Source organism: Acaryochloris sp. CCMEE 5410, assembly GCF_000238775.2.
In the GTDB taxonomy this organism is placed as follows: Bacteria; Cyanobacteriota; Cyanobacteriia; order Thermosynechococcales; family Thermosynechococcaceae; genus Acaryochloris.
The window spans coordinates 1,797,910-1,814,434 of record NZ_AFEJ02000002.1 but is presented as its reverse complement, the minus strand read 5'-3'; the positions used below and the strand labels follow the sequence as shown (position 1 = coordinate 1,814,434).

Below are 16,525 nucleotides of genomic sequence, written 5' to 3'. Positions count from 1 at the left end.
TGGGTTGCAGTCCATACCATTGATATCGCTTCAAATTTTTTGGCCGAATATAATGAGCAGTCATGGATTTGAGGAGCAGAGAATGGATATATCCGAACGATTCAGAGGATGTTTATTAGGACTGGCGGTTGGCGATGCAGTTGGCACCACTGTAGAATTTCAACCCCGAGGGACTTTTGCACCTGTTACCGATATGGTGGGCGGCGGTCCGTTTTATCTGGAGCCGGGGCAATGGACCGACGATACCTCCATGGCGTTATGTCTGGCCACGAGTCTGATTGAAAAGGGACAATTTGATGCGGCGGATCAAATGAATCGCTATTGTGACTGGTATGAGAACGGCTATCTGAGCAGTACGGGCACCTGTTTTGATATTGGCAATACGGTCACACAAGCTTTAAACCAATACAAGAAGACAGGGAACCCGTTTAGTGGTTCTACACATCCCAAATCGGCTGGGAATGGGTGTTTGATGCGCTTGGCTCCGGTACCAATGTTCTGTTACCCCGATCGCGATCGCACCGTGTATTTTTCTGGCGAAAGTTCGCGCACCACGCATGGAGCAACGGAATGTGTTGAGGCCAGTCGCTTATTTGGCGACATGCTCTTCCGGGCGCTTTCTGGGGCTAAAAAAGAAGAAATTCTAGTCGGACATGATTTAGATGAGATAACCTCTCGGTCGATACGAGCTATCGCTAAGGGAGAATATCAACGTAAAACAGTCATGGAGATTCGCGGTTCAGGCTATGTGGTCGAAAGTCTAGAAGCGGCTCTTTGGTGTTTCTGGACCTCAGAAAACTTTGAACAGGCGGTTTTGAAGGCGACTAATTTAGGAGATGACGCGGATACTACGGCTGCTATCTGTGGGCAGTTGGCAGGTGCTTTCTATGGTGTGCAGGGTATTCCTAGCCATTGGCTAGATCGATTAACGATGAAAAATGAGATCTCTACACTGGCAGATCAGCTATATGCTGTGACTTAAAGCCCTATATTTGAGGCATGTGAAGAGTCCAGGACACAAGGCCCGCTTGTTTTATGCAGGGTATATTTGACCACAACACCACATACTGGGTTGAAAATATTTATCACGTAATAATAACGGAGAATTCTAGTCTGACGTCCAACTCCTTAGCAATCTCAATTGCACTGGGGTTAACTCCGAACCCACTGTGGTCACAATTGGATCTGTAGCCACAAAAAATATCTACTTTCACGCCAGATTTTATGAGGGAGCGAAGATAGACCTGATGTGGTTGTGTTTGTTGCCACAACCAGTTGAGATGTTCCGATAATTCGACTGTCTCTTGCAATGGAGATGATAGAAGCCAGATGTCGTTTTCCCAGCGACGTTTGGATCTTTTATTTACGCTCTCGCCTCTGATGTGGACGTGTGAAGGTTTCAAACCAGTCACCTTTTCAATCTCGGCGTGGAGCTCCGGTGCATCAATAACACGAAGTGAAGCAGAGTATGCAAAGTAAATCTCACTATCTTTTGTCAACAGACTAATAATTTTTGAACGAATGCTTCTCTAATGGTTATACACAAGAATGCTACATCCCTATTTGAAACAACAAGCTAGGCCATGCTTCTCTTGGTGATTGTAGCCACCATGGCTCTTGGATTAACGGTTTTGAAAATTCTAGGAATAGTATTCTAGGAAGGTAATAGGCCATTTCCCCGCTTTGGTAAAAGCATCATGCTGTCTTCTCCTCCATCTGATACCTCTATTCGTTCTGATATCCAACAACTGGACTTGGTGTCTTGGCGACGGCATCTGCATCAATACCCAGAACTTGGATTCAAAGAGCATCTTACTGCTGAATTTGTTGCTCAACGCCTGACAGAATGGGGCATTGCACATCAAACTGCCATTGCTGAAACGGGCATAATGGCTACCATCGTTGGAGAGCAACTGGGGCCAGTATTAGCCATTCGCGCCGATATGGATGCCTTGCCCATTCAGGAAGAGAATACGGTTTCCTATCGGTCACGCCATGATGGAGTGATGCATGCCTGTGGCCATGATGGGCATACGGCCATTGCCCTAGGAACCGCTCGCTACTTATCTCAGCATCGCCAAGACTTTGCCGGTACGGTCAAGATCATTTTCCAGCCTGCGGAAGAGTCTCCCGGTGGGGCCAAGCCCATGATTGAAGCAGGTGTTCTGCAAAACCCGCAAGTCGATGCCATTATTGGCCTCCACCTATGGAATAACCTTCCCCTCGGTACGGTTGGGGTGAAATCGGGTCCACTGATGGCTGCTGTGGATTTATTTGAATGCAAGATTCAGGGCAAGGGAGGCCATGGAGCCATGCCCCATCAAACCACTGATGCAGTAGTGATTAGCGCTCAAATCGTCAACGCCCTGCAAGCGATTGTGGCTCGCCATGTCAATCCCCTCGATTCAGCCGTAGTGACTATCGGACAGCTCCATGCAGGTACCGCGTCTAATGTAATTGCTGACTCCAGCTTTATGAGCGGTACGGTTCGCTACTTTGATCCAGAATTGGCCCATCTGATTGAGCCACGCATGCAGGATATTCTCACAGGGATTTGCCAAAGCTGGGGAGCCACCTACGACCTCAATTACTGGCGACTGTATCCCCCCGTGATTAACGATGCTGCGATCGCAGATTTGATTCGCTCCGTCAGTACTGAAGTGATTGAAACACCGACAGGCGTGGTTCCCAATTGCCAAACCATGGGTGGAGAAGACATGTCCTTCTTTTTACAAGAGGTGCCGGGCTGTTACTTCTTTTTAGGCTCAGCCAACGCCGATCGCGGCTTAGCCTATCCCCATCACCATCCCCAGTTCGATTTTGATGAGACTGCCTTAGCTATGGGTGTGGAGATTTTTGTGCGCTGCGTTGAAAAGTTCTGCCATTCCAATCAGTAAGTTGCAGTAATACAGTCTGGCAGTGGCATCATCAATACCGTTTAAAATAGGTCTAGGTCTTTTAGCGGAAAGCAGGGCTACAATCACGCCAAAGCTAATCCTTAAATGTTTTAATTCCTACGGATAAATATAAAATATCTGTGCTAACTTATACGAAATCTGCATTATTTAATTGTTTTAAAGGGTTATGAGTTTGACTACCACTATTTCAACGAATACAACGGTTGTTGCGACCCCAGAGCAAGTCTCATCTGACTTAGCAGGGGAATCAGTAATTCTCAACCTGAAGACAGGAATGTACTTCGGTTTGAATGAAGTGGGTGCAAGTATTTGGAATTTAGTTCAGCAACCTCGCTCCGTTAAAGACATCTGCGACCAAATTTTGGACCAGTACGAAGTTGAGTCAGATCAGTGTGAACAAGATGTCCTCAGGTTGCTAAATGAAATGGTTGAATCAGATTTGATTGAGATCAAAGATGTCGCCACTGCTTAAATTTTTGCGGTTGCAAAGTTGCGATCGCACTCTCCTGATCAAAACCTACGTTTTGTTGGGTTTGGTTCGATTGGGATTGTGGTTGCTCCCTTTCAAAATCCTGCAGAAATGGCTGGTCAATTTTCACAACCCCCCTGCCTACTATCAACCCCCTACCCTCAGAAAGATTAGTCGTAGAACTGTCGGAAAAGTGGTCTGGGCAGTGAATACCAGTAGCCGCTTTATGCCAGGACACGTGAAATGTTTAGCCCGAGCCCTTGTTACGCAAGTCTTAATTTGCCGACGAGGCTATGAACCCGAGCTAAAAATTGGGGTAGCAAAAGCAGAGGATCATTCCCTTGAAGCCCATGCCTGGGTTGAACTACAAGGGCAAGTGATCATGGGTTTTGTGAAGGACTTATCTCGCTTTACGCCGATGCCATCGTTTGAGTCCAAAATCTAAGTCCCATCCTCTGGGGACTTGACCTAAAATATTAAATATTTTTTTATCACTGAATAAAAGGTTCAGAGCAATGCCAAGGGCTGACTTTTTTGAACGCTTGGGAGTATTTGTAGACCCTGACTTTTTAGAACCACAATTCTGTGAGTCTTACCTCACGGAAGCACAGACCTGCCCCTGTGAGCCTGCTCGTCTTACCCGATACGGGGAGGCTGTGACCGATGATAGTCGGCGGAAAACAGGCCAGTTGCAAATCAGCCCAGCCACGATCAAGGGTATTCGTGAGCGCTTAATGGCCATCAAACCGCGATTAGAAACTCATTTTGAGGTTCAACTCCATGCCCTTGAACCTCCCTCCTGCTACCGCTATCAAGTGGGCGACTTTTTTGGCCTGCATCGAGATGTGATCGATCCGAGCCTACCGGGCTCCAAGTTTGAAAAAAATCGATTAGTGTCTTTAATTATTTTTCTCAACGGCATGTCTGCTGAGCCTAGACCTCAGACCTTTGGAGGGGGAGCCTTAGCCCTCTACGGATTACTCAACGATGCTCGCGGTCAAAACTATGGTTTTCCCCTAGAACCGGAACAAGGCCAGCTGATCGCCTTCCGATCCGATCTCTGGCATGAAGTTAAACCGGTCACCCACGGTGAGCGCTTCACCATTGTCAGCTGGTTTGTCTGAATTCTGCTTCTCCCATGCTTTTTCCCACTCCCGTTGCCCTTCATATTTTCAATCGTCCGCACTATTCGCATCAGGTATTTGCGGCGATTGCCCAAGTCAAACCGTCAACCTTGTTTATCGTTGCGGATGGTCCGAGAGCTGATGTGCCTGAGGATGACGATTTATGCCAACAAGCAAGAGCGATTGTTGATCAAGTGAATTGGGAATGCGAGGTGTTCACTCGTTTTGCCGACTCGAACTTGGGAGGGCGGTGTTGTAATGTCCAGGGGTTAAATTGGGTGTTCTCTCAGGTGGAAGAAGCAATCATTTTAGAAGATGACTGTCTTCCCCATCCCAGCTTTTTCCCATTTTGCCAAGCGATGTTAGCTCAATACCGCCATCAATCCCAAGTCAAGACCATCTCGGGGAGTAATTTTTTGCGAGATACCCTTTCTATTCCCCAGACCTATGCCTTCTCTAAATTTTTTGTGTCTTGGGGATGGGCCTCTTGGCGCAGAGCGTGGCAAGACAACGACCTCAAAATGACGGGATGGCCCCAGTTCAAGCAAACCCAACCCCAATTTTTTGAGCAACAGGCCCTCACGGATTGGGTGACCCAATTATTTGACTGGGCCTATCAGAACCAACAGGTTTGGGATATTCCATGGTTTTATTCTTGTCTCGCTCAGGACGGTCTCACCGTTGTACCGAAGGTCAATCTGATTTCCAATATTGGCACTCAAGGCAGTCATACCCAAGGGAACCAAGGTTTAAATGAGTTGCCAACCTTTAATTTGAATTTAGATGCCATCATTCATCCGGACTCTATGGCGCCAAATCCCCGGTTCGAAGCATTAATTTATAAACTGTTTACGGCAAACGAGCCTCAACCCCCTCAACCCTTGCTCAAAAAACTAAGATCCAAACTCAAGAAATTACTGCCTAGGGACCAACGGTAAGGGCGGTTTCAATCTGCAGGTTTGTCCCGCTGATGATCTGCTACTTTGCTCCCATAGGTCACCCTGACTGCTGAAGGCAAAAATCCCTTAAAAACGTTATTCTTTGAGTCTGGATAGCCGCTAATTGCTATGTCCCACTTTTATTCAGCCTATGGCTTGACCCTTCAGTCTGAAATTAAACTGCCAGAACTGATTCCCACCCTGGCAACGGATGCGGATGTCTGGATTCATTTCGATGCCATTACCGATAGTCCTTTGCAGACGGGAAACACCCTGCATTGCTATCAAAATACCGATTCAGGAATGTATTTATATTGGCAAGGGGTGGGTACGTTTTTGATTCAGGAAGGCCAGGATGTTCTGATTGATCTAGAGATTGATCTCGATGAGGATCGTCTCCGACTCTTTATTCTGGGGGCGATCATGGGAGTTGTGCTGCATCAACGCGGATTTTTGGTCCTCCATGCCAGTGCTGTGGCGTTAGAAGGAGAAGCAGTGGCCTTTATTGGTCAAAAGCGATGGGGCAAATCCACGATGGCAGCAACCTTGCATGATCGGGGCCATAGCTTGATTGCGGATGATGTGGTGGCCCTAGAGGTCCAACGCCATCAAATTCAGGTGCAGCCTGCCTTTCCACAAATTAAGCTGTGGCCTGATGCGGTCACCTGTATTGGCAAGCAGCCCGAAGATTTACCGCGATTAGGGGCCCGCTTAGAAAAGCGCAATCATCAGCTCTCTTCTGGCTTTATGTCTGACATTCTGCCCCTGCGATATATTTTTGTGCTGGGACAGGGGGATGAAGTCGCCATTAAGCCGTTACCGCCCCAGGAGATTATTCAACATTTGATGCAAAACTCCTATGTCACCCGCTTTGAGCAAACTTTATTGCAGGAGCGAGGAGCCAACCATTTTAAGCAACTAATGCTCTTGGCTCAACAGGTGCCGCTTTTGCGTCTCTTACGGCCAGCCTCCCTCGACTTACTGCCGGACATTGCTACCCTCGTTGAAAATCACATCCTGGCCCATGAAGGTTGAGTCTCAATTTGCCCGTTTAATCTCTCCTTGCACGATTGAGGATTTTTTCCAGACTTATTGGGAAACAAAAACCCTGTATTTGCCAAGGAATGATGCCTCATTTTATGAGTCTGTTTTAAACCCAGATGACATCGATCTCCTGCTGCAAAACAAAGCTTTGTTGGCGGATTACAATAACTTTCGCCTAGTGGATCAGGGTAATAAGCTCAGCCTGGAAGACTGGTGCGATCGCCACTCAAAATCCCAACAGTATTTTATTAATAACGACAGGCTTTATAGCCTGTTGCATCAGGGCTTAACCTTGACCATCAATGGGGCGCATAAGAAAATTCCCAAGCTGAGACATTTTTGTAGTGCCCTAGAATGCGAGCTGAAGTTTAAGCTACGAACCAATATCTATATCACGCCTCCCCAGGCCCAGGGCTTAGCCCCTCATTACGATGAACATGATGTGTTTATTCTCCAAATTACGGGGGCGAAGGAATGGAAACTCTACCATTCCCCTGTTGAGCTTCCCTCTCACATCCGAGATCAAAGTATTGGCCGCCATGAACTGGCGGAGCCAGAATTAACGGTGATGCTCCAGCCCGGTGATTTGCTTTATATTCCTCGGGGGGTAGTCCATCAAGCGGCTAGTCAAGAGACCACCTCCGTGCATGCATCCCTAGGGTTATATCCCACCTTCGCCTATGAACTCTTAGAGGAGTTGGTCACCATCGCCCAGGCTGACCCAGCTTTTCGGAAAGCGATTCCCCACGGTTTTTCCAGTTCTGAGCAACAGCAGGCTTTTTATGAGTCGTTTCAAACCCTGAGTCAGGCCCTAATGAGTAAAGTGAAGACGGAAGAGCTGGTAGAGCGGAAGCATAAGGTATTTCTGTGCGATCGCAAATCTGAAGACCAAGGTCGATTCCAAGATCTGCTTCATCTGTCACAGCTCAATCTCAACTCTGTTGTTGCCCGCCGACCTAATATTCTTTTCTCCGTTGATAGAAGTCCAACCCAAATTGCTTTGAACTTCTACCAAAAAAGTCTAACCTTTCCTATTTTTCTAGCGGCTTCTCTGACCGATCTAATTGACCATCCCTATCTGGCCGTCAAAGACATCGGTGGCTTGATTAACGATGCTGGACGATTGTCCTTAGCCCAGAACTTGATCCAAGAGGGATTTTTGATGATTAAAGAGATTGCCCCCGCTTCTGATGTCTAAATTTTGATCCTTCTGCCCCCATGAGCGCAATTACTGGCTTTGTATATCCTCACCCTCTCCCTGAAAGGCGTGATTATTTGCATCAAATGGTCCAATCCCTGTCCCATCGGGGACCGGATGGAACCAATGAATGGAGTCAAGATAGGGTTGGCTTGGGTCATTGTTTATTACAGACCACCCCAGAATCCCGGTTTGAAACCCTCCCCCTCAGCAATACGTCCCAAACTTTAGTGCTGACGGCAGATGCCCGGATTGATAATCGTGCGGACCTAATGATCCAGCTGGGTCTGGAAGAGTCTCCCTCAGCAGTGATTACCGATAGCGCCCTTATTCTTGCTGCCTACGAAAAATGGGGCGAACAATGCCCTGAGTATCTCTTGGGTGATTTTGCCTTTGCCCTTTGGGATGCAACTCAACAGCATTTGTTTTGTGCTCGCGATCATTTTGGCGTCAAGCCCTTCTTTTACTATGCCTCCGAACAAGTCTTTGCCTTTGCCAGCGAAATGAAAGCGCTGTTTCATTTGCCAGAAGTGCCTAAAGCCCTCAATGAAACCAGGGTCGCTGACTATCTGACCCTGATGCTATTTGATGCAGAAACGACTTTTTATGAGCAGATTGTTCGTCTCCCTCCTGCCCATCGGATGACAGTGAGCCAAAATAGTCTGAACATCTCAGCCTATTGGTCCCTCGATCCTGATTTTGAACTTCAGCTGGACTCCGATCAAGCCTATGCGGAACAGTTTCAATCCATTTTCACCGAAGCCGTGCGCTGCCGTCTGAGAAGTGCATTTCCCATCGGCACCATGTTAAGTGGCGGAATTGATTCTTCCTCGATTACCTGTATGACAGCCCAGTTGAGACAGGAGGCGCAAGAGACCACTAAATTCCCCACTTTCTCCGCCGTGTTTAATGAAATTACGGCATCTGATGAGCAGGAATTTATGAATGCCGTGATTCATCAGCGACCCATCGAGCCTCAGTATGTACAAGGCGATCAACTCAGCCCCTGGACCGATTATCAGCATATGCTGGCTCTCCAAGACGAACCCTTATTTGCCTGTAACGCTCATTTAACCCATGCCTTATATCAAATCGCTCAAAGCCAATCGGTCAGGGTGTTATTGGATGGCTTTGATGGTGATCAGGCGGTATCCCATGGTGTTGGGTATTTACGCACCTTGGCCAAAGCAGGGCGGTGGTTCAAGTTATGGCGCGAGATGAAGGGGTTTTGCCAAAGCTTTGGTTACGATTTATGGCCCTTGTATCGGTCCTATGTCCGTAAATTTGGCATCAATCCCCTCCTAAAAAAAACAAAGATTACCAAAATTTTAGGTAAAGTCAAAACCTGGCAATCCCGTGGGCAGCAGAATACGTCTGAGGCGTCTCCAGCTAGGCCATGGGCCATCCCCCTCACCCCAGACTTTGTTGATCGAGCATCCGTGCTGCAGCGTTATAAACACCTGCGTCGTCAGCGCTTTGGTGCCCAACCTTCCCAGCGTCACGAACATATCGTTGACGTTACATCTGGCTTAGTCTCTGCGACCCTAGAAGTAATGGATCGAACCGCTGCCGCCTCCCAAGTGGAATTGAGGTTCCCCTTTTGGGATAAGCGGTTGGTGGAATTTTGTGTCTCTCTACCCGAAGAGCAAAAGATGCAAAATGGTTGGACGCGGTTGATTATCCGACGCGGACTGGACGGTATTCTCCCTCCCCAAATTCAATGGCGTGCCGGTAAAGGAAATTTGGGCACAGCGTTTGACCATACTCTAGAAAAGTACGGCATAGACCTGATCCATCAAGTCCTCAGTCATCCACCTGATGCCATTGAGATGTTTCTTGATATGCAAGAGCTAAGTCAGCTAGTTCAGCGATGGCAAAGGGGAGAAGCCGAAGCTAACGATACTTTACTGATATGGATTGCCGTCAACCTGACTCTTTGGCTACAACAAGCCAATCTAAGGGACAATCCTTTAGAATTCCTGTCATAGCAATCAAATCTTATGAATATTTAAGGATTGGAATGCCCCCAATAAATTTGAGAAGCTATAATAGCTTAACTGGATTTGTATGCTGAATTGATGTCTGTTTGGTACATTTACCCTCTGGGTAATGCCTCACATAATGGCATCAAGGTCCGGCTAGAAACTTGTTTCACAGCTGACCTGGGGGGTAAACACCTAATTAAATTTAATTAGACGCTGTCAACTTGTATGGAAACCCATATAAGTAAACCAGAACAGCTGATAAAAGTAGATGACTTAAGGAGCAAGCTAAGGCCATGAAAAAATTTTATGACTCACCTCAACTCAGAACCTACGGAAGCGTAGAAGATATGACGAAGAATGCGCCATCAATCAATGCTATTGATGTGCCATTTGGAACCATTCCTGCCGGAGATATTGACGACATTACATCCTAGTCATTTTATCCAGTCACTAATTTTTGATTGTTGCTAGAATATGGGCGTCCTGGTCCAGCGTGAATTGTTTCACAGCTGACCTGGGGGGTAAAACACCTAATTGACTAATGTTAGATGCTGTTAACTTGCAAATGCTTGCATATGCTAAAACAGCCACAGATTAAGTAAGGAGTAAGCTAAGACCATGAAGAGAACTTATGGTGCACCCCAATTGAAGGTGTACGGCAGCGTAGAGGATATGACTAAGAATTCACCGTCATTGAATGCTACAGATGTGCCTTTCGGGACAATCCCCGCTGGTGATATTGATGATGTAACGTCATAGTCATCCTTTTCAGTTATTTTTCAACTGAATATTGAAGCGAGTAGAGTCAGCCTTCCAAATGCTGGCTCTATTTGTTTAAGCTGAAACGGAAAAAATCGCACCCTCCTAAGTAGGGCATGCCAAGTATTAACGATTTGAGCTTTGCTACAAGAGTCCTAGCTTATGTGATGCTGTCTTTTTAGGCTGAGTTATGGTCCTCTCGACTTCGTCTTTTTAATCTGTTGGTTGGTCTTTCAGAGGTTTCGACTTTGTGATCGGCATAGCAGATTCTCTTGACCCAGACTTGTAGTGAAGGTCGGTTATATCGATCATCTCCCTCGCTGAGTTCTGCTTACAGGGTTAGGATAGTTTCGCACTACGCATTGTCACATGGCAATTTATGCTGACTGGATTTATCAAAGCAAGATTTAAACGCCCTTTGCACTTCATCCCAGCTTTAAAACTGGTTTGGCAAAGCAGTCCTAACTGGACTTTGGCACGCATTGGCTTGGTAATCATTCAGGGCATACTACCCTTATTTTCTATTTATATGACTAAGCTAATTGTCGATCAAGTGACGATTAGTTTGGCACTTTCGAACCGAGCAGCCGCGCTCAACGATATCGTGCCTTTATTGATCGTTGCCGCTTGTTTGACGATTAGTACGACCCTCTTTGCCTCTCTATCAGATTTAGTTACCATTGCCCATGCTCAGCGAGTCACGGATTATATGCAGGGCATTATCCACTCTAAATCGATTTCGGCTGACTTAGAGTATTACGAAAATGCCCAGTATTATGATGCTCTGCAGCGCGCCCAACAAGAAGCGCCTTATCGGCCTCCCCGCATCTTGGAACGGTTGGCCTTAGCAGGGCAAAGTTCAATTTCATTACTAGCAATGTTGGGGTTATTGTTGGCCCTGCATTGGGGCATTGTCGGAATGCTGTTTGTGGCTGCGATTCCGACTGTATTGGTGCGGATGAAATTTGCAGGGGTAATGTACCACTGGAAACGTCGTCGTACTCAGCTAGAACGGCAGGCAATGTATTTGGGATGGTTACAAACCAGTGATTTGTTCGCCAAAGAAATTCGGCTATTCAATCTAGGAGAGCATTTCAAACATAGATATTCCCAACTACGAGAACTTATTTACAAGGAAAAAGTAGGGATAGTTTCTAAACGGTCCTTTGCCTTTTTTGGTGCTCAGGTGATTGCAGGGCTGTTTGTCTTTGCCATTTTTGTCTATATGGTTCAGCAAACTTTGGCAGGCGTTCTTAAGTTGGGGGACTTAGTCCTCTACTATCAAGCGCTACAAAAAGGCCAAAATAGTCTGAGGGGTTTGTTACAGAGTCTGTCTGGGCTTTATGAAGATAATTTGTTCCTAGCGAATCTATATGAATTTTTAGATATAGAATCAAAGGTTTTGGAGCCAACATGTCCACAACCTTTTCCAAAATCTTTGGCTACTGGTGTGGTTTTTCATAATGTTAGCTTTCAATATGCAACGACCGAACGTAAAGCAATTCACAATGTTTCTCTAAAGCTTCAGCCAGGTCAAGTTATTGCTTTGGTGGGCGAGAATGGCTCTGGAAAAACGACATTAATTAAACTACTTTGCCGACTATATGATCCCACTGAGGGAAGTATCACAATTGATGGCATCGATCTCAAAAGCTTTAGTAAGCTTGAGCTAAAAAGCCATATCAGCGTCATTTTTCAAGATTATGCTAAATATCATTTCACAGCCCGAGATAATATCCAGTTAGGGAATATTGAGAGACCAGCTGATGAGTATCGAATCCGATCGGCGGCTCAGCTGTCCGGGGCCGATCGAGTGATTCAGTCGTTACCTCAAGGGTACGACACTGTTTTGGGCAAGATGTTTGATCAAGGAGAAGAACTCAGTATTGGGCAGTGGCAAAAAATCGCCCTGGCGCGTGCCTTTCTGAGGGATTCTCAAGTGATTGTTTTGGATGAGCCGACGAGTGCCATGGACCCCAAAGCTGAGTATGAGGTGTTCCAGCAGTTTCGAGAACTTATGCAAGATCAGTCCGCTATTTTGATTAGTCACAGATTGTCGACGGTCAAGATGGCGGACTATATCTATGTGATGTCACAAGGTTACATGGTTGAAGAAGGTAATCATCATACGTTGATGAACCTCAACGGGGTCTATGCATCGATGTTTGAAACCCAAGCCCAGAACTATCGATAACCGGTCACAGCAAAAAACTTTCTAAATTATCTGGCGAGGGGAAAAATGCCACGCTATACTGATCTTGCTGAGGTGCAAGTGGGCTAATTAAGCCAATTTCTCAAGACTTTCACTTACTTCCAATACCTTCAAACATTATTTCCCCTCACGATTTAAGCGAGGAACTATTGCTGAAAGAAAAATTTAGAATGACTACCTCCTTTTCCTCAATAAATATTGAGATTGAAGCCCATAAAGTAGGTAACCCATGCGGTGACCAGTGAAATAGCTGCGCTACTTATTGAATGGGGTTTTGTAGTCTTTATGAAGCAAGAGTTCTAATGTTTAAGGTATCCTTTTACGAAGTGTTGTATTGTCAAGCTCATGATATTGTCGAGCCTATTCCTCCACATCCGTTGGATTTCTAAAAATTGAACAAAGGGTTCTGGTGAAGTAGCAGGTAAAGTACGAACGAAATTATGAAGATTGCCCTAGTTCATGACTATCTGACCCAGCGCGGAGGCGCTGAGAGGGTTTTCGAGCTGTTGTGTCGTCACTTCCCCAGTGCAGATATATTCACTTCCCTCTATGATCCTCAGCAAACGATAGAGTTGGGAGATCGCCTCGTCCATACAACCCTTCTGCAAAAATTACCCGGAGCCACTCGGTATTTTAGGTTGCTGGCACCTTTCTATTACCCAGCGTTTAGGGCGTTAGATTTACAGAAATATGACCTCATCATTAGCAGTAGCACCAGCTTTGCCAAAGCGGTGCGCACCCGACCGGATGCCAAACATATCTGCTTTTGCCATAACATCACCCGTTTCCTGTGGGATACCCAAACATATTTGCGGGAGTATGCGGATTATCAGCATCTCTACCCCTTTATAGAAAAAATGTTTCGGGTGATGAGGAGGGCTGATCTGGCCTATGCCCAAGAACCTGATCTATATATTGCTAACTCTACTGAAGTCGCCCGCCGTATCCAGTCGACTTACAGTAAACAAGCGATAGTAGTTAATTACCCAATTGATAATTCTAAGTTCTCTTTTTCAGACCAAAAAGAGGATTTTTTCTTGGTATCTGCCCGATTGTTGGGGTATAAGCGTGTTGACGTTATTATTGATGCGTTTAATCAGTTAGGTTGGCCGTTAAAAATTATGGGAGATGGCCCGGAACGGGAGCATTTGGAACGACGCGCTAAGTCAAATATCGAGTTTCTAGGGTATATCTCTGATGCCGAACGCTGTCATCTGATGTCTAAAGCTAAAGCGGTGGTCGTGGCGGCACTGGAAGATTATGGTTTGGTTCCCGTTGAGGCCAATGCGAGTGGAACACCTGTGGTTTCTTTTGGTGCAGGTGGTGTTATCGATACCCAAGTTCCAGGTCAAACAGGTGTGTTTTTCCATCAACAAACGGCCTCATCCTTGCAGGCAGCGCTTGTGCGATCGCAACAGATCGAATGGGACTATCAATATATCCGTGACCATGCCCTGTCACACTTTTCTGAGCCCGTCTTTTTTCAAAAAATCCATCAAGTTATTAACCAGATTTATCCGACCCAAACCATTAATCAAAATTCTTTTGTTCCTTCTATAAGTTGAAATACAGATTGTGACTGAAAGCAGTTTATATAAACCCCCTAATAAGCTTACTCATCAACAAGATGCTTTAATTGCCCAAACCATTGATAAGGACTGGGGTTATGGACATCTGCTTTCTATCTTGGTCCGGCGGAAATTTTGGTTTTTAGGTGCCTTTGTCGGTGCCATCGCTGGTTCTATATTCTTAACTTTGAAAACTCAGCCCCTGTATCAAAGCACGATGCAGCTTTTGGTGGAGTCTAACTATCAGTCCAAACCCAATGGTTTAGGGCCGAAGACGGCAGAAAATCGATTCGCTGATCCGAACGTTCAAGTGGATCTCACAACGCAATTGCAGGTGTTGGCGGGGTCGGAAGTTTTGTCTAGGGCCGTTGAACGCCTACAAACAGAATATCCAAATATCACCATTGAGGATTTAAGGTCCTCCTTGTCCTTTAGTCCTGTGTATGCCCCAGATAGTACAGGTAAAGGCAAGGTCGCGACTAAAGTCTTAAAAGCCACCTATATCAGTACTCAGCCTGAAAAAACCCAAGAGATTTTAGAAACGGTTTTAGCGGTTTATCAACTCTACAATTTAGAACAGCAGAAGCTCCGTCTGTCCAAAGGTTTAGCGTTTATTGATAAGCAATTGCCAGAGGTTCGCCGCAGCGTTTTAGAAGCAGAGGCGGCTCTAAAGACCTTTCGCAGTGGCACCAATGTGATTGACCCTGCCACCCAAGCCCAAACGGCATCCACGGCTTTGGATCGGATCAAAACCGAACGACAGGCGTTAGATGCTCAATACCGGGAAACCTATGCCAGCTATACCAGTGTGCAGCGGCAGATTCAGCTAGCCCCAGAGCAAGCCCGAACATCAGCTCGTTTAAGTGAATCGACTCGGTATCAGTCCCTGTTGAATCAAATTCAGCAAACGGAATTAGAGCTAGCGCAACAACGCCAAACCTTAACGGAAGATCATCCCGTCATTTTCAACTTACTCAATCAACGTCGAGACCAATTGGCCCTACTAGAGCAGGAAGTCGGTCGGGTCTTAGGGGGCGATGCAGGGCAGTTGCCCACCAGCGAGAATCAGCTCAATGCTGGCCAGTTTGGAGACAATGATTTATCCCTCGTTAGGCAGTTGAGTGAGCTTCAGAAAAACCTACAGAGCCTCCAAGCACGCGATCGCAGTTTAGCTCAGACCGAAGCGAAATTAACCGCTGAACTGAAGCAATACCCGGAGTTATTAGCCCAGTTCAATCGCCTTCAACCAGAAGTTTCCACTCGGCGAGGAACGTTGCAAAAGCTGCTAGAAGCTCGGCAAGAGCTGGGGTTAGAGATTGCTCGAGGTGGCTTTGATTGGCAAGTGGTCGAGGCCCCCCAACTGGGAGTGCAAATTAGCCCCAATGCCCGTCGTAACTTGATGTTGGGCGCAGTGGTGGGATTATTTCTAGGGGGGCTCGCGGCCTTTGTGCGCGAGGCGATGGACGATAAGTTCCATAACTCAGATGATTTGGGCAATCAGTTCCCCTTGCCTTTACTGGGAGCGATTCCTGAACTTTCAAACGCTGACTTGCGTGATTCGCTTATTCTGCCGGTAGCCGAAACCCAAAGCCCCACCTTTACGACCCCGGAACTGTTTCAGTGGCAGCCCCTGCGGGAATCTCTGGACTTGATTTATACCAACATCCAGCTGTTACAAACCAAAAATCCCTACAAAACCTTGATGATTACTTCAGCTGGGGCTGGAGAAGGCAAATCAACCTTGGCCTTAGGCCTAGCGATTAGTGCTGCCCGCTTAGATCAACGAGTCCTTGTGATTGATGCGGATTTGCGAAATCCAAGCTTGCACTACATGTTTAACTTGAATAACCACCAAGGACTATCAACCCTGCTCAATGGGAATGTCACCTTGGCAGAGCTTCAGACGACTCCGCAATGGGTGTATATGCGGTGGGATGAGTCTGAACTAGATCCAGGTACCTTGCCTCCGTCTGATCTCAGCATTGATGTGTTAACGGCGGGGCCGCTATCGGCTGATCCAGTCAAGCTGCTGAGCTTAGAACGGATGCAAGATGTGCTTAAAGCTTTTGAAAATAACTATGACTTGATTTTGATTGATAGTCCGCCCGTTTTGGGCGTTGTCGATACCATTCCCATCGGTTTAGGGTGCGATGGTGTTGTGATGGTGGGGCGGATGAAACAAGTCACCCGGTTAGAATTATCGAAAGCAATTTCTGCTCACAAGAAATTGAATGTGATTGGCCTCGTGGCAAATGGCGTTAATCCCACCCACAAAAATTATGCTTACCTAAAAGCTTAAGTGAGTCTGTC

The 16,525-nt window shown here is 46.5% G+C and carries 14 protein-coding genes; 13 read left to right on the top strand and 1 reads right to left on the bottom strand.

Annotation, left to right across the window (positions count from 1 at the left end):
* Positions 1 to 82: 82 nt before the first annotated feature.
* Positions 83 to 982 (top strand): ADP-ribosylglycohydrolase family protein, encoded by a 900-nt coding sequence (locus ON05_RS29120; RefSeq protein ID WP_010471403.1) that lies wholly within the window; start codon positions 83 to 85, stop codon positions 980 to 982.
* 103 nt (positions 983 to 1,085) lie between these two features.
* Here ON05_RS29120 and ON05_RS38765 read toward each other — a convergent pair whose 3' ends face one another.
* Positions 1,086 to 1,499, bottom strand: a complete 414-nt coding sequence (locus ON05_RS38765; RefSeq protein ID WP_010471405.1) for a DUF4279 domain-containing protein — start codon at positions 1,497 to 1,499, stop codon at positions 1,086 to 1,088.
* A gap of 198 nt (positions 1,500 to 1,697) precedes the next feature.
* On the opposite strand from ON05_RS38765, the gene ON05_RS29115 reads away from it, so the two are divergent.
* From ON05_RS29115 to ON05_RS29060, 12 genes are all read left to right on the top strand, one after another.
* A complete protein-coding gene (locus tag ON05_RS29115; protein ID WP_010471407.1) occupies positions 1,698 to 2,897 on the top strand; it encodes a M20 family metallopeptidase in 1,200 nt (399 codons plus the stop codon).
* A 187-nt stretch (positions 2,898 to 3,084) separates the two neighbouring features.
* Complete coding sequence (locus tag ON05_RS29110) at positions 3,085 to 3,390, top strand: lasso peptide biosynthesis PqqD family chaperone (protein ID WP_010471409.1); 306 nt, start codon at positions 3,085 to 3,087, stop codon at positions 3,388 to 3,390.
* The gene (locus ON05_RS29105; protein WP_010471412.1) at positions 3,374 to 3,832 is read left to right on the top strand and encodes a lasso peptide biosynthesis B2 protein; all 459 of its coding nucleotides are present in this window, start codon (positions 3,374 to 3,376) and stop codon (positions 3,830 to 3,832) included. Before ON05_RS29110 ends, ON05_RS29105 begins: the two co-directional genes overlap by 17 nt.
* Positions 3,833 to 3,902: 70 nt before the next feature.
* Positions 3,903 to 4,511, top strand: coding sequence for a 2OG-Fe(II) oxygenase (locus ON05_RS29100; RefSeq protein ID WP_010471414.1), 609 nt, complete (start codon positions 3,903 to 3,905; stop codon positions 4,509 to 4,511).
* A 14-nt stretch (positions 4,512 to 4,525) separates the two neighbouring features.
* On the top strand, positions 4,526 to 5,449 hold the full coding sequence (locus ON05_RS29095) for a hypothetical protein (protein ID WP_010471416.1): 924 nt from the start codon (positions 4,526 to 4,528) through the stop codon (positions 5,447 to 5,449).
* 129 nt (positions 5,450 to 5,578) lie between these two features.
* Positions 5,579 to 6,484 carry a hypothetical protein gene (locus ON05_RS29090; RefSeq protein WP_010471418.1) on the top strand — a complete coding sequence of 302 codons (906 nt, stop codon included), beginning with the start codon at positions 5,579 to 5,581 and terminating at the stop codon, positions 6,482 to 6,484.
* Entirely contained in the window at positions 6,474 to 7,691 is a 1,218-nt protein-coding gene (locus ON05_RS29085) for a cupin domain-containing protein (protein ID WP_010471419.1), read from the top strand. Before ON05_RS29090 ends, ON05_RS29085 begins: the two co-directional genes overlap by 11 nt.
* A 20-nt stretch (positions 7,692 to 7,711) precedes the next feature.
* Positions 7,712 to 9,679, top strand: a complete 1,968-nt coding sequence (locus ON05_RS29080; protein ID WP_029315087.1) for a lasso peptide isopeptide bond-forming cyclase — start codon at positions 7,712 to 7,714, stop codon at positions 9,677 to 9,679.
* 290 nt (positions 9,680 to 9,969) lie between these two features.
* The gene (locus tag ON05_RS29075) at positions 9,970 to 10,110 is read left to right on the top strand and encodes a hypothetical protein (RefSeq protein ID WP_175307196.1); all 141 of its coding nucleotides are present in this window, start codon (positions 9,970 to 9,972) and stop codon (positions 10,108 to 10,110) included.
* A 704-nt stretch (positions 10,111 to 10,814) separates the two neighbouring features.
* Positions 10,815 to 12,629 (top strand): ABC transporter ATP-binding protein, encoded by a 1,815-nt coding sequence (locus tag ON05_RS29070; RefSeq protein WP_010471426.1) that lies wholly within the window; start codon positions 10,815 to 10,817, stop codon positions 12,627 to 12,629.
* 458 nt (positions 12,630 to 13,087) lie between these two features.
* A complete protein-coding gene (locus tag ON05_RS29065) occupies positions 13,088 to 14,212 on the top strand; it encodes a glycosyltransferase (protein WP_010471428.1) in 1,125 nt (374 codons plus the stop codon).
* Between the two features lie 10 nt (positions 14,213 to 14,222).
* Positions 14,223 to 16,514, top strand: coding sequence for a polysaccharide biosynthesis tyrosine autokinase (locus tag ON05_RS29060; RefSeq protein ID WP_010471430.1), 2,292 nt, complete (start codon positions 14,223 to 14,225; stop codon positions 16,512 to 16,514).
* Positions 16,515 to 16,525 lie beyond the last annotated feature (11 nt).

Coding starts and splice junctions, on each gene's coding strand:
- ON05_RS29120 (WP_010471403.1), top strand. CDS start 83: ATGGATATATCCGAACGATTCAGAGGATGTTTATTAGGACTGGCGGTT.
- ON05_RS29115 (WP_010471407.1), top strand. CDS start 1,698: ATGCTGTCTTCTCCTCCATCTGATACCTCTATTCGTTCTGATATCCAA.
- ON05_RS29110 (WP_010471409.1), top strand. CDS start 3,085: ATGAGTTTGACTACCACTATTTCAACGAATACAACGGTTGTTGCGACC.
- ON05_RS29105 (WP_010471412.1), top strand. CDS start 3,374: ATGTCGCCACTGCTTAAATTTTTGCGGTTGCAAAGTTGCGATCGCACT.
- ON05_RS29100 (WP_010471414.1), top strand. CDS start 3,903: ATGCCAAGGGCTGACTTTTTTGAACGCTTGGGAGTATTTGTAGACCCT.
- ON05_RS29095 (WP_010471416.1), top strand. CDS start 4,526: ATGCTTTTTCCCACTCCCGTTGCCCTTCATATTTTCAATCGTCCGCAC.
- ON05_RS29090 (WP_010471418.1), top strand. CDS start 5,579: ATGTCCCACTTTTATTCAGCCTATGGCTTGACCCTTCAGTCTGAAATT.
- ON05_RS29085 (WP_010471419.1), top strand. CDS start 6,474: ATGAAGGTTGAGTCTCAATTTGCCCGTTTAATCTCTCCTTGCACGATT.
- ON05_RS29080 (WP_029315087.1), top strand. CDS start 7,712: ATGAGCGCAATTACTGGCTTTGTATATCCTCACCCTCTCCCTGAAAGG.
- ON05_RS29075 (WP_175307196.1), top strand. CDS start 9,970: ATGAAAAAATTTTATGACTCACCTCAACTCAGAACCTACGGAAGCGTA.
- ON05_RS29070 (WP_010471426.1), top strand. CDS start 10,815: ATGCTGACTGGATTTATCAAAGCAAGATTTAAACGCCCTTTGCACTTC.
- ON05_RS29065 (WP_010471428.1), top strand. CDS start 13,088: ATGAAGATTGCCCTAGTTCATGACTATCTGACCCAGCGCGGAGGCGCT.